Source organism: Citrobacter sp. MNAZ 1397 (genome assembly GCF_023613995.1).
Taxonomy (GTDB): domain Bacteria; phylum Pseudomonadota; class Gammaproteobacteria; order Enterobacterales; family Enterobacteriaceae; genus Phytobacter; species Phytobacter ursingii.
The window spans coordinates 2806392-2818989 of the sequence record NZ_JAKIVH010000001.1 but is presented as its reverse complement, the minus strand read 5'-3'; the positions used below and the strand labels follow the sequence as shown (position 1 = coordinate 2818989).

Sequence of the window (12598 nt, the reverse complement as noted above, 5' to 3'; positions counted from 1 at the left end):
CTCTCCTGCGCCTATAAATAATGCGTTCTGGCGATAAAAACGCCTGCGGCGATAAGTGCCAGGACAACCGCAAGGAGCTTCATTTTACGGCTTTTCTCGAAAATGACGCTGATAAACTGAATAACGATGATGCCGATAAAGATGAGCAGTGATGTCAGGTCACTGTTACTGGTGTCAGCGGTGACCGAACCCGCAGGCACTGAGGCATCCATTTCACTCATCCATGAATATTTATCGACGGAGACCAGGCATAAGAGGATAAGGCCCAGGCAATACATCAACAGTAACGCAATCCTTAAAATGTTATTCATGTTATCCCCAAATGAGTCTGCTGAATCGCTGCCAGTGATTGACAATAAAGTCACCATACGAGGTATTTCTCTTAATTTCTTCCAGTGTCGGGATAAGCCCCCTGTTGTAACGGGCGCCGATAATCCTGACATCTTCCATGCTTAAAGCCGAGGGCAGTTTGTCATAATCAGCCAGTTGTCTCAGATGCTGAGCAACCAGGTTGATGTTATAGACATCTTTTTCCAGGCAATTCGCCAGCGTTCGCAACTGGTTCATATCCATCTTTGACACATCCAGGCCCAGCGTCCTGGCCGCCGTGCGTAACTGCATGCTGACAAAACCAAAAGAGGTCTTTTCCGGCGGGTTAGTGATAGTCAAATGGCGATCGACAAAAGCAGGGCCGCTCCAGTCAAATGCCCTGACTTCAAACGCGACCCTGTCGATGAAATTCGGATCGCCACCCACTTCGATCCAGCATACCCCGGCCAAAAGTTCTACCGGCAAACTGTAACGTTCGGCCGCGGTTCTGATGGCGTTTTTATTATGAATAACCCAGGCATCTTTAAATTTCTGAATATAACCGATACCCCCGCCAAACTTATCAGAAACAACTTTCCAGATGAATACATCTATCAAGCCCCAGGACGGGGACGATTCCATCGGTTTACAGACTGAAAAATCGTTATCGCTCATAAAAATTCCAGCTCAGAAATTTAAAGAATAACGTGACGGGATCTCATCATACTGAGAGGGGATATCCGTCGGAACAGCAGAAAATTCTGATACTGTAATTTCTCTTGCGCGTTATCTGACAGGGAATGGCTTTCTCTACCGGCAGAAGGCACCAGCTATAACGATGGGGGACATTTGTGGTCGCCAGGGGGATGTTATCACCGGGAACCTGATGCACGGGTTCCCGGTGCGTTACGGAGGGATTAACGGCCCGTATTAAAGAAGGCCACGGTCTGTGTCAGTCGTCGGGTCTGCGCTTCCAGGGCGCTGGCGGCGGCGACCGCATGCTGTACTAACTGAGCGTTCTGATGTGTCACTGAGTCGATTTGTACCATCGATTCATTCACCTGGCTTATTCCGATACTCTGCTCATCCGTCGCAACCGAAATTTGTGACATGATGTCTGAAACGCGCTGCACGGCTTCAATCATCTCGTCGATGTGGCTTCCGGCGATTTTGATCTGCGAAGAACCGCTGTTGACTCGCGCGACCGACTCTTCTACCAGGACTTTTATCTCCTGTGCAGCCTGAGAGCTGCGCAATGACAGATTTCGGACTTCGCTGGCCACCACGGCAAATCCTTTCCCTTGCTCACCGGCGCGTGCAGCCTCGACGGCTGCGTTCAGAGCGAGAATGTTGGTCTGAAAGGCGATGCTATTTACCACTTCAATAATATTGGCGATTTTTCCGGCGCTTTCAGAAATGTCACCCATGGTGCCGTTCACATTCTGCATCACCATACCGCTGCGCGAAGCGATATCCACCGCACCGCGCGCCAGTTCGCGCGCCTGCCCGGCATTTTCTGCGTTTTGTTTTACGGCGGCGGTAATCTCTTCCATGCTGGAAGACGTTTTTTCCAGCGAGACTGCCTGCTGCTCGGAATGTTCAGCAATCTCCTGATTGCCGGCGACGATATCATGCGTGCTGGTGTTAATAACCTCCGCTACTCCACGGATTTCGGCGATCACTGAGGTTAACTGTTCGCGCATCACGCCCATTTCATGTACCAGACTTTCATTATCACCGGCTTTTTTACTCACCGTCTGCGACAGATCCCCTGAGGCGATGCGGGAAACCACTTCTGCGGCATAACGCGGTTCACCGCCGAGTGTTTTCAACGTGCTGCGATTGATGAAATAGACAAGAATCGAAAGCAGGATGCTGATAGCAACGAACTCAATAATGCTCTGGTAAAGCGAGCTCAAAAAAGCTTGCTGAATATCATCGACATACAATCCGGTCGTGATTATCCAGCCCCACGGTGTCCACGGAATGCTGTAGGCGACTTTAGGTTGCGGCTCTGTTTCGCCAGGTCGCGGGAAAATATACTTTGTGAAACCCGCATGGTCGTCTTTGGTGACAGCGACCATATCCCGAAAAATATACACCCCATTCGCATCGGAAATATCCGGTCCTTTGCCAATGAGCGCAGCGTTTATCGGGTGCATGATGACCTGGGCCTGGTTATTAAGAACGGTAAAATAACCGGTTTCCCCATAACGCAAATCTTTAATGGTCTGAAGAGCGCGTTGTTGTGCCTCCTCTTGTGTAATCAATCCCTTGTCGGCGAGCGCGGCCTGCGTTTTAACAACATTGAGGGCCAGCTGCGATACATGCATTAACTCTCGTTCTCGCAGTGTTAGCTGGTTTTCTTTAATTTTGACTGAGCCGAAAAATAACGTTCCGGCGAGACTTAACAGCGCGACGATGAGTGGAATCCACAGTTTTTGGGCAAAGGATAATTTCATAGCATGCTAACCTGTTGTTGTTTTATATGGCTGGTTTAGCGTCGGCAACCCTGGTGTATCAAACCGCGCTATATCTTTTATCGGAAATTAAAAAAAAGAAATTAATCGATAAAAACGATATATATATTTCATATGTTCTTTTTTTGTTATAAAGAAATTAAGTAATTGGAAAGTAAAGAGTTGTTTTTAGCGTTTACGTTGAGGGCTTTAATGCTATAAGCATAAATATGAGCGCGATCACAATAATATTTTCAGTACGACTAAAGTTGCGAAATAAAAAGCGAAATGGAGGAGGTCTGGTGGGGGAGATAGTGCGGTAAGAAAAACCCTGAATGAAACCATTCAGGGTTTTCACAACACCATTAACGCCGAAGACGATTAACGGTTTTCTTCAATGTAACGCGCCAAATCCGCAGGGGTTTTCAGCACGGTGGCGACTTCGGTCGGCGGGATCATGCAGCCGTAAACGTCCTGCACTTCCAGCACCAGATCGACCGCCAGAATTGAATCGAGAATGTCTGATTCAATCAGTTCATCGTGAAAGCCCACTTTGCGGGATAACACTTTTTCAAACAGGGCGAGAATTTCTTGTTCCATAATAATTTCCTGGCTAATTAATTCGTGCGGGCATGGGTGTCCAGCAATTTACGATCGATTTTGCCGTTCGGATTAAGCGGCAATGCATCTTTAATAATAATTTGTGACGGCACCATGTAATGGGGAATTACTTTCGACAAGGAAGTTTTGATCACTTCCGGTGCCAGATCCGTCACGCAGAACGCTGCAATACGCAGCACGCTTCCGCATGATTTCATCAGCGGCAGCACAACCGCTTCACTGATGCCGGACATCGCCAGCAGGCGGTTTTCAATCTCGTTGATTTCAATACGGTAACCATTCAGTTTGATCTGGCTATCGTTGCGGCCCTGACAATAAATAAGACCGTCTTCGTAGCCCAGATCGCCGGTTCTGTAACCGCGATATTCTTCACCTTCGCGTCGCAGCAGTTTTGCCGCGTTTTCCTGCGGCAGGCCGAGATAGCCGCGCATCACGTTTTTCCCCCAGATAATCAGCTCGCCATCGGCGGTAATTTCCATGCGGGTTTCCGGCATCATCACGCCAACGGGCAGCAGCGGGTTGTCGTTATTGAGAATGTCATCGGTAATTTCGACCACCGTAGTGGCGATAGTCGCTTCAGTCGGGCCATAGGAATTAAGAATTTTGGCCTGCGGGAAACGGCGGCGTAACTGTTTTACCAGCGCTTTATTTAATACTTCACCGATGAAGATAAAGACATTCAGTTCAGGCAGATACTCGCTATTAAACTGCGGCGACAGCAGGCGCTGATAGGCGAAAGAGGGGGTAGAAACCCAGACGGAAACCTCGTTCGCTTTCAGGCGATCCAGCCAGTTTTCCGCCGCGATATCTTCTTTCGCGTTCAGCACAATGTGACCGCCTGTAGCCAGATTTGCCAGCAGAGGGATCAGCGAGAGATCGAAGCTGAACACGGCGTGGTTCATCAGCACCGGTTTTTCCGGCAAGGAAAAGTCCTGACTTACCCACTTCATGAAATGCCATACGCTTTCCCGTCCGATCTGCACCCCTTTCGGTTTTCCGGTGCTGCCGGACGTGAACATGATGTAAGCGAGGTCCTGCTCGGCAAGTACCTGGCCCGTCACACCGGTCGCGATGAATTGTTTCGCGGCCACATCATAATAGAAGGGGGCATTGGCGAGCTGGCAAATCTCTTTGAGACGCTCCTGCGGATAGATGCAGTCCACCGGAATGTACGGAATGTTATGCAACAGGCAGCTATACAGCGCGACGGCAAATTCTGCCTGTTGGTGTCCGTAGAGCACCACCGGCGTACCGGCAGGCTGGTTGCATTGTTGATAACGTTGCGCCCAGTCAGTGACCGCGACGGACAGCTGTTGCCAGGTAATGGCTTCATCGCTACCGCTGATCGCCAGTTGCTGAGGGGACGCGGGATCGCGTAATGCCGCACGCAAGAAGTCTTGCAGTTCCAGAAGCTCGGAGTCATTTTTCATAAGGGTGACATTCCACTAAAGATGTAAAGGGAGGCCGCGGCGCTTCCCAGCGTCAAGATTCGTCCCATAAACACAGAAACCGGATGTTGAAGCCCGTTGCTCAAAGCCGGATGGCGTTTGGCAAACCATTGCAGCATGTTGTGAACAACGGAAATGGCGCCAAACAGCGCGCCGCTAATGACATAATGTCGTTCGAGTCCATTCCATGCCCCCATACAAAACAGGGTGCAGAAGATGCCAATATTTTGCGCCAGCGTTTTGTTCTGACGGAAAAAATTGTGCTTCATCAAATTCATATAAATCGGCATAAAAACCACATCCCTCAGCCATTCAGAGAGGCTGATATGGAAACGGCGCCAGAAGTCCTGCGGGGTTTTCGCCAGAATCGGCATATTAAAGTTTGCCGGAATGTTCAGGCCAAATAAGCGGCCAGCCCCGATAGCCATGTTGCTGTAGCCAGCAAAATCAAAGTAGAGGTAGGCGCTATAGGCAATCGACATCACTACGCCTACTTTCAACGTAAACGCCTCATGGCTCCACGGTTGAACGACCAGGGTATCGACCAACATAGCGAATAAAAATTTCTGGATGATCCCGGTAATAATTTGCTCTAAGGCCCCTAAAAACTGCTCACGCGTCAGCGTGAAGACCGGCTTATTGATATCCGTCATCCAGGTACGCCAGCGGTACATCGGGCCAGCCAGGATAATAAACGGCATAAACAGGTAGCAGAAATAGTGCAGGAAATTCTGGCCATCTTTCTTACTGCGATAAAGCAGCACATCGATGGCGCGGAAGGTCATAAAAGAGAGCCCGATCATACCCCAGTGGTTGTTCAGGTGTAATTTCACCAGAAACAGCGGCAGCAACGTTAATGTGACCGCCTGCCAGGTTTTTAACCAACCTTTCTCTTTTAATGTGACAAGAATATAAAAACTGAAAAATACTGCCGCCGGGACAATATAGTCGCCTTCGAAGATATAGCCCCAGCCTAATGCCGCCAGCACGGAAAAAGCGGATATATAGGTCAGTCGGTGATGCAATACGCGATTAACCAGCGCAAACACCAGCGCTGATGAGAACAAATAGAAGAAAAACATGCCTGAGCTGTACATTATTCGTCCTCAGAACTTTTGATATTCAAAATGCAATTGCAAACTCATGCTGTCATCCACGGAGGTCCACGCGACAATCGTTATCGCCAGCAGGAGATAAAGGACAAACAGGCGAATGGCGGTTTTCATCATTTAAAGTTCTCCGCGATAAAGCGAACCATAGGTACCCATGCAATTTCTGATGGGTGCAGACGATCCCAGTTCCAGCCGTTTTGATACGGCATCGCATACATATCTAAATAAGGCACCTGGTTTTCGGTCAGGATCGCCTGAATTTGCTTGTCAACCGGCTGAAAGGTATTGGTATTCGTTAGCGCCCACGGGTTAATCGGGTCAACAATCGCAATCACCTGGACATGACGCTCTTTCAAAAGCTTGATGGTCGCGCGGAAAACGTCGATTTGATTCGGTACAACAGGTGTGTCATCCCACTGCTCGGGGGTATCCCCGGCCTCATAGACCGTCTTATCCATCCACATTGTGGCTGCACTTTGTTTGCGCGCTTTGTTCAGCTCGCGGGCATTAGCCAGCTCTTGATCCCAGTCGGGCATCGTTATGCTGGCAGGCTGTGCGGGCCAGGGTTGTGCGGCAGGCTGTGGCTCAATATTGAGCAGGTCCAGCCAGTCGTTTTTTATCATTGTGCAGAAGTTGGCAAACTGATAGCTCACCTCTTCCCAGATCAGGTCAGGATGCCAGCCATAAATGGCCATTTCGCCAAAACTCAAATGGCTGATATCGTCCGCTTCAATATGCTTTAAGTAATTGACCAGCAAAGGACGAGCCTGCTTATCTTTCATTAATGGATCGAAAATTGAAGCCGGGAAATTATCCGCAAAGATTGCTGGCGGAAGCCCGTTTGAATAAAAGCTATCCGGGGCAAGGAGCAACACCACTTTACTGTTTGCGTTAAGGCTGTCTTTAAAACGGGAGAACAGTAAAAATTGTGTGACGTCGTCGACATAACTATCGCCATATGCCACTAAAGGTCTGTGCAATTGCTTATTGAAGTAATTATAGGCAGCGTAATGTTCATTTTCGGAAGTAGAAACTTCTGACGCTCCGATAAAGAAAATCGCATTCCCTTGTAATGCATGGGAAATGGTGGCTATTTTTTCTGCTTGCTCTTTTGGTGTGCCTTCCATCGATTTAATCATCGGCTGGAATTTAAGCGGCGGATCAAAGCTCGTCACCACCGGGTGAACGCTCAGGACCAGGATGGCGAGGAGAGCCATCAGGATATGTAGGCAGAGAGTATTTTTGATTTTCATTATCATTATAAAAAAGTAAGACTACATGACATTAACTTGTTTAAAATTTGTTGATTCTTAGCGTTACAACAAATAGACAACAATTGACACAATGGGTATTTGGACTTTATTCCAATCTATCATCTTTGACATTCTATACCAGGTGCATCTGAAAAGATGAGCATTGCTGTGTAACGGTATGTACAGCGTTAGCGTGTTAATAATAAGCGCGGCATTGATGAAGAAAGAGGGTTGCTGGCACTGACTTCTCCAGGCTTACTGCGAGTGGTAATCAACCACGATAAAGGGCCGGCAAACTGAACCGGCCCGTCTGTGATGCGGTTTTAAATGATGCGACAAACCACCCTGTCCGCGCCGGGAGAAGAGCGGACAGGGTGGCGCGGCAGGGGCTCACGAGTACAGGACGGCGATCCAGATAAAAACGTGGCCTTTATGAGCCGCAGGACGACCCGAGCGCATCCAGTGTGCGGTCAGCAACCCGCCGATAGCAGACGTGACAGAGAAGACCCTGTGCCATCCGATACACCAGAACGATAAAACATCAACAACACAAAAGCAGAGGTATTACTCGCTTCTCATTAGAGCAATCCATTCGCTTTTAAGTATTCCCACCAGGGGAACCCAACGACAATATGAGTAATAAACGTGAATAGCGCGACAATCGTACCGGTTAGCCACCAGGATTTTATATCGTTATAGCCGGCGGCAAAAATAATGGGGCCTGCCGCGCCGCCATAATGGGTAATACAGCCACCGTATGAGTTAGAAAATAAAATGGCTAATGAAAGGATTATCGGATCGGCGCCCGTAACCAGACCTAGTGTTGCAAATACAGGAACCATGGCAGCAACATAAGCCCCGCCAGAGGCAAATAAATAACGAATTACAATACTGAGGAACACAATAAAAATAATAACGTTGCTTCCGAAATGCATATGCGAAATATTTTCAGAGAGGAACTTCGCCAGCCAGCTAAAAAAGCCAGCTTTGCTAAGCACGCCACTCAACCCGATTATTCCACCATACCAGATGAGCGTATTCCATCCTCCCTTACTTTTTAACACATCGTCCCAACAAATCACATTAAACAGCAGTGCTGATGCCATGGCAATGATAGCCACAGAGCATTCATTGAGTCCCAGTTGCCGTGAGAAAATCCATCCCAGCAGAGCCAGGATGAATATGGCTATCAGCCCTTTTTCACGACGATTCATAGCGCCTATTTCGTTTAAACCTTTTAACGCAATCTCTTTATTATTGATTTTCTTTAACTCTGGCTTCGTTACTTTGTACGTTATATAAGGAATGACCGAAAGCATGATTAAGCCAAGCGGCGCGCCGGCAAGTGCCCATCCTGTCCAGCTGATATGGATATGGAAGACATCTGAAATTAACTGTAGTGCCAGCGCATTACCGGTAAATGCCGTTAAAAACATATAGCTGGTGGTTTTTGTAACCATATAGATATTCACCATGAGATAGCGACCTGCTTTGCAGGGGCTTTCTTTTGGTGTTGAATTTAACGCCAGGGCAATGCTGTTGATAATCGGAAAGACGATACCGCCGCCGCGCGCTGTGTTAGAGGGAGTGGCAGGGGAAAGGATCAAATCCAGCAATACGGTGACATAACCCAGCCCAAGCGTGGTACCGCCAAACTGATAGATAAACCAGTACGCCAGGCGCTTCCCTAACCCCGTTGATACAAAAGCGGCACTGAGTGTGAATGCACTGAATACCAGCCAGGTTGTCCCGGAAGAATAACCATTTAAAACGTCGAGTGGCTTAATTGTTGAACCGCTAAAGTGAGTGATGGCAATACAAGAAGCGGCAAGTGCTGCGATGATAATAACAGGCTCAGGGTAAGGTTTACTCACCAGGCCGATGATAGCCGCAAGATAAATACTGGCCAGTATCCAGGCCTCTTTGTAAAGACCATCAGGAGGCGGTGTCATTAATGAAAGGCATATAATTAAAATCAGGAATACTATTTTTGATAACCTTGTGTTCATTTTAATTAATCCGTGTTCCATTCCTTTGATAATATCAGAGGCCTCATTTGGAAATGAGACCTCTGCCGATTCAAAAAAATAAACAGTTAATTAGAGGTGAGAGACATACCCAGGGATATAATCAGGCATGTTGTTGCGACGATTAAATCGTTATAACGTCAATTCGATGCTTTTCCGGTAACTGATACTCACTCAGCGCATCGAAATTTAAGTAACGATACGTCTCTTCACGTGCGGCATTGATTTTGTCCATATGCCAGTGGTATTGCTCAACCGTCGGCATTTTCCCCAGCATGGCCGCAATCGCACTGAGTTCAGCCGACGCCAGGAAGACGTTTGCATCGGTACCAAGACGGTGCGGGAAATTGCGGGTTGACGTTGAGACAACGCTGCTGCCTTCTTTGACCCGGGCCTGGTTACCCATACAAAGTGAGCAGCCAGCCGGTTCAATCCGTGCGCCGGATCGGATGAATTTATTAAAATAGCCCTCGTTTGAGAGCTGTTGGGCATCCATTTTGGTGGGTGGCGCAATCCACAGGCGGGCAGGGATCTCTTTTGCCTCCGCCAGCAATTTTCCGGCGGCCCGGAAGTGACCAATGTTTGTCATGCAGGAACCAATGAACACTTCTTGTACCGGCGTCCGCGCGACTTCGGACAGTAAACGGGCGTCGTCCGGGTCATTGGGCGCGCAAACAATCGGCTCGGTAATTTCAGCCAGATCGATGTCAATAATGGCGGCGTACTCGGCATTTTCATCAGCGCTGAGTAATGATGGATTCGCCAGCCATGCTTCGATCTCTGCAATGCGTTTTTCAAGGGTTGGTGCGTGCTGATAGCCCTGGCTAATCATCCAGCGTAGCAATGTGGCATTGGAACGCAGATATTCGGCAACGTTCTCTTCTTCGAGTCGCAGGACACAGGCCGCCGCTGAGCGCTCTGCGGACGCATCCGCCAGTTCAAAGGCCTGCTCAGCCTTCAACATCTGTAAACCTTCGATTTCCAGAATGCGACCAGAAAAAATATTGCGTTTGTTTTTCTTCTCGGTGGTCAGTAACCCTTGTTTAATGGCGTAGTACGGGATCGCGTGCACCAAATCGCGAAGAGTGATGCCTTTTTGCATTTCACCCTTAAAGCGGACCAGCACAGATTCTGGCATATCAAGCGGCATGATCCCCGTTGCGGCGGCAAACGCAACCAGCCCGGAGCCGCCCGGAAATGAGATCCCTAAGGGAAAGCGCGTATGTGAATCCGCACCGGTACCCACCGTGTCAGGAACCAGCATGCGGTTAAGCCATGAGTGGATAATTCCGTCGCCGGGTTTCAGCGCCACGCCTTTTCTGCTGGTGATGAACTGAGGCAGCGTTTCATGCAAATTCACGTCGACAGGTTTTGGATAGGCTGACGTGTGGCAAAACGACTGCATGACCAGGTCGGCAGAAAACCCTAAGCATGCAAGGTCCGTCAGTTCATCGCGTGTCATCCCGCCGGTTGTATCCTGCGACCCGACGGTGGTGATTTTAGGTTCACAATATTGCCCAGGACGAATACCTTCAACGCCGCATGCCCTGCCCACCATCTTTTGCGCCAGCGTAAACCCGGCAGAAGATGGCGCAGGCGCTTTAGCTTTCCTGAAAATGGACGTTGCCGGCAGGCCTAAAGACGCCCGGGCTCTTGCCGTTAAACTGCGGCCAATGATCAATGGAATGCGCCCCCCCGCCTGGACTTCATCGAGCAAGACTTCTGTTTTCAGGCGGAATGAGGTAATAAGCGTCTGATCGTGATGGTTGCGAATTTCTCCCTTGTACGGATAAAGATCAATCAGCATCCCGGTGGACAAACCGGAGACATCCACTTCAACAGGTAATGCGCCGGAGTCCTCCAGCGTATTGAAAAAGATAGGCGCAATTTTTCCACCCAAGACAACGCCCCCACTGCGTTTATTGGGTACGAAGGGAATATCCTTTCCGATATGCCAGAGGATGGAGTTTGTCGCAGATTTTCGGGAAGAGCCGGTACCCACCACATCGCCGACGTAAGCAAGCGGATACTGCCGGGCTTTTAATTCTTGTATCCGGGAGAGCGGACCGTATTGCCCGGGTTGGTCAGGGTTCACGCCTTCTCTCGGAGAACTCAACATCGAGAGCGCATGCAGGGGAATATCCGGGCGCGACCACGCCTCAGGGGCCGGTGAAAGGTCATCAGTGTTGGTCTCACCGGGTACTTTGAAAACCGTCAACGTCATTTTTTCATCAAGCGTAGCGCGTTCGGTAAACCACTCGGCATTCGCCCATGACGCAATAACCGCTTTTGCATGCACATTCCCGTTACGGGCTTTTTGCTCGATATCGTTAAACTTTTCAAAGATAAGAATAGTATGACTCAGTTGATTAGCCGCTAACTGAGCCAGTTCAGTATCTTCCAATGAATCAATGAGAGGCTGAATATTATAGCCACCCTGCATGGTACCCAGAGTGGTGATAGCGTCCTCTGGCGTAATGCCGAATTCACTTGTTTTTGTTTTGATAATTCGGTCAAGGAATTCTGCTTTCACTTTCGCCGCAGCATCAACGCCGGGAGAAACCTGGTTAATTAACAGATTGATTAAAACTTCGCGCTCCTCGCACTGTTTATTTTCGAGGAGGGTAATTAATTCGCTGACCTGTTGAGCGGTTAATGGTTTTGCCGGGATTCCATTTTTTGCGCGCTCAGCGACATGCTTCTTATATTCTTCAAACATAAAATATCCTGACCTTATGATAGGAAATTAAAAATGTGCTATGGTGTTTTTTACATCAAATAATCATGTTGCTATTTTTAATAGCCTTTCTTCAAATTCAGCTATTCTCTCAAGGCCATAATTCCATTCACCAAACCCTGATTCCGAATTAATATGACCAGCATCACCCATGTCGATAAGCTCACATCCCCAGCAGTCAGACCAGAATACCGCACGGTTGAATGACATCAGCGGGTCATTACGACTGGCAAAGACGATGCCCGGGACGTTCAGTTTTGACGCGGTGACGATTTCTTCAAGTTCAAAACAGGAAGGTTCAGCCGGTGCGACCATAACAATTCCGACAATATTTGAAGCCTGGCGTTGAACCTGATACCAGGACGCAAGGGCACCAAAGCTATGACCAATTAAAATAACGGGTAACGTGCAAGTGGTTAATTCCCTGCGGATAGCGGCGCACCAGTTTTCAATATCCGGCTGGATCCAGTTTCGTTGGCTTATTCTTTTCCAGTGAGGCAAATGGCGTGCCCAGCAGGTTTGCCAGTGGTACTCGTCACTATCCCTCAATCCCGGAACCAGAATCGTGGTGAAAGAATTATCCAGTGCTAACAGGCGCGATATTGTCATGGTAAATTCCATCTATCTTTCGT

Annotated in this window: 11 protein-coding genes; all 11 read right to left on the bottom strand. The window is 48.6% G+C overall.

Going from position 1 to position 12598, the window contains the following annotated elements:
* Positions 1-11 precede the first annotated feature (11 nt).
* Positions 12-311, bottom strand: a complete 300-nt coding sequence (locus L2097_RS13250; RefSeq protein WP_250352994.1) for a hypothetical protein — start codon at positions 309-311, stop codon at positions 12-14.
* 1 nt (position 312) lies between these two features.
* Positions 313-984 carry a hypothetical protein gene (locus L2097_RS13245; protein ID WP_250352993.1) on the bottom strand — a complete coding sequence of 224 codons (672 nt, stop codon included), beginning with the start codon at positions 982-984 and terminating at the stop codon, positions 313-315.
* A gap of 242 nt (positions 985-1226) precedes the next feature.
* Entirely contained in the window at positions 1227-2771 is a 1545-nt protein-coding gene (locus L2097_RS13240; protein WP_250352992.1) for a methyl-accepting chemotaxis protein, read from the bottom strand.
* 378 nt (positions 2772-3149) lie between these two features.
* On the bottom strand, positions 3150-3368 hold the full coding sequence (locus tag L2097_RS13235; protein ID WP_041852336.1) for an acyl carrier protein: 219 nt from the start codon (positions 3366-3368) through the stop codon (positions 3150-3152).
* Between the two features lie 17 nt (positions 3369-3385).
* Positions 3386-4819: an AMP-binding protein gene (locus L2097_RS13230; protein ID WP_047371452.1), complete on the bottom strand. Its 1434-nt coding sequence runs from the start codon at positions 4817-4819 to the stop codon at positions 3386-3388.
* Positions 4816-5934 (bottom strand): MBOAT family O-acyltransferase, encoded by a 1119-nt coding sequence (locus L2097_RS13225; RefSeq protein ID WP_085005715.1) that lies wholly within the window; start codon positions 5932-5934, stop codon positions 4816-4818. Before L2097_RS13225 ends, L2097_RS13230 begins: the two co-directional genes overlap by 4 nt.
* Before the next feature lie 9 nt (positions 5935-5943).
* Positions 5944-6066, bottom strand: a complete 123-nt coding sequence (locus tag L2097_RS25710; protein WP_261802776.1) for a hypothetical protein — start codon at positions 6064-6066, stop codon at positions 5944-5946.
* Entirely contained in the window at positions 6063-7202 is a 1140-nt protein-coding gene (locus tag L2097_RS13220; RefSeq protein ID WP_047371450.1) for a D-alanyl-lipoteichoic acid biosynthesis protein DltD, read from the bottom strand. The genes L2097_RS25710 and L2097_RS13220 overlap by 4 nt, the downstream gene beginning before the upstream one ends.
* Positions 7203-7780: 578 nt before the next feature.
* Positions 7781-9211: an anion permease gene (locus L2097_RS13215; RefSeq protein WP_250352991.1), complete on the bottom strand. Its 1431-nt coding sequence runs from the start codon at positions 9209-9211 to the stop codon at positions 7781-7783.
* 142 nt (positions 9212-9353) lie between these two features.
* Positions 9354-11948, bottom strand: coding sequence for a bifunctional aconitate hydratase 2/2-methylisocitrate dehydratase (acnB, locus tag L2097_RS13210; protein WP_250352990.1), 2595 nt, complete (start codon positions 11946-11948; stop codon positions 9354-9356).
* 63 nt (positions 11949-12011) lie between these two features.
* On the bottom strand, positions 12012-12575 hold the full coding sequence (locus L2097_RS13205; protein ID WP_502799309.1) for an RBBP9/YdeN family alpha/beta hydrolase: 564 nt from the start codon (positions 12573-12575) through the stop codon (positions 12012-12014).
* Positions 12576-12598 lie beyond the last annotated feature (23 nt).

Coding starts and splice junctions, on each gene's coding strand:
- L2097_RS13250 (WP_250352994.1), bottom strand. CDS start 311: ATGAATAACATTTTAAGGATTGCGTTACTGTTGATGTATTGCCTGGGC.
- L2097_RS13245 (WP_250352993.1), bottom strand. CDS start 984: ATGAGCGATAACGATTTTTCAGTCTGTAAACCGATGGAATCGTCCCCG.
- L2097_RS13240 (WP_250352992.1), bottom strand. CDS start 2,771: ATGAAATTATCCTTTGCCCAAAAACTGTGGATTCCACTCATCGTCGCG.
- L2097_RS13235 (WP_041852336.1), bottom strand. CDS start 3,368: ATGGAACAAGAAATTCTCGCCCTGTTTGAAAAAGTGTTATCCCGCAAA.
- L2097_RS13230 (WP_047371452.1), bottom strand. CDS start 4,819: ATGAAAAATGACTCCGAGCTTCTGGAACTGCAAGACTTCTTGCGTGCG.
- L2097_RS13225 (WP_085005715.1), bottom strand. CDS start 5,934: ATGTACAGCTCAGGCATGTTTTTCTTCTATTTGTTCTCATCAGCGCTG.
- L2097_RS25710 (WP_261802776.1), bottom strand. CDS start 6,066: ATGATGAAAACCGCCATTCGCCTGTTTGTCCTTTATCTCCTGCTGGCG.
- L2097_RS13220 (WP_047371450.1), bottom strand. CDS start 7,202: ATGAAAATCAAAAATACTCTCTGCCTACATATCCTGATGGCTCTCCTC.
- L2097_RS13215 (WP_250352991.1), bottom strand. CDS start 9,211: ATGAACACAAGGTTATCAAAAATAGTATTCCTGATTTTAATTATATGC.
- acnB (WP_250352990.1), bottom strand. CDS start 11,948: ATGTTTGAAGAATATAAGAAGCATGTCGCTGAGCGCGCAAAAAATGGA.
- L2097_RS13205 (WP_502799309.1), bottom strand. CDS start 12,575: ATGACAATATCGCGCCTGTTAGCACTGGATAATTCTTTCACCACGATT.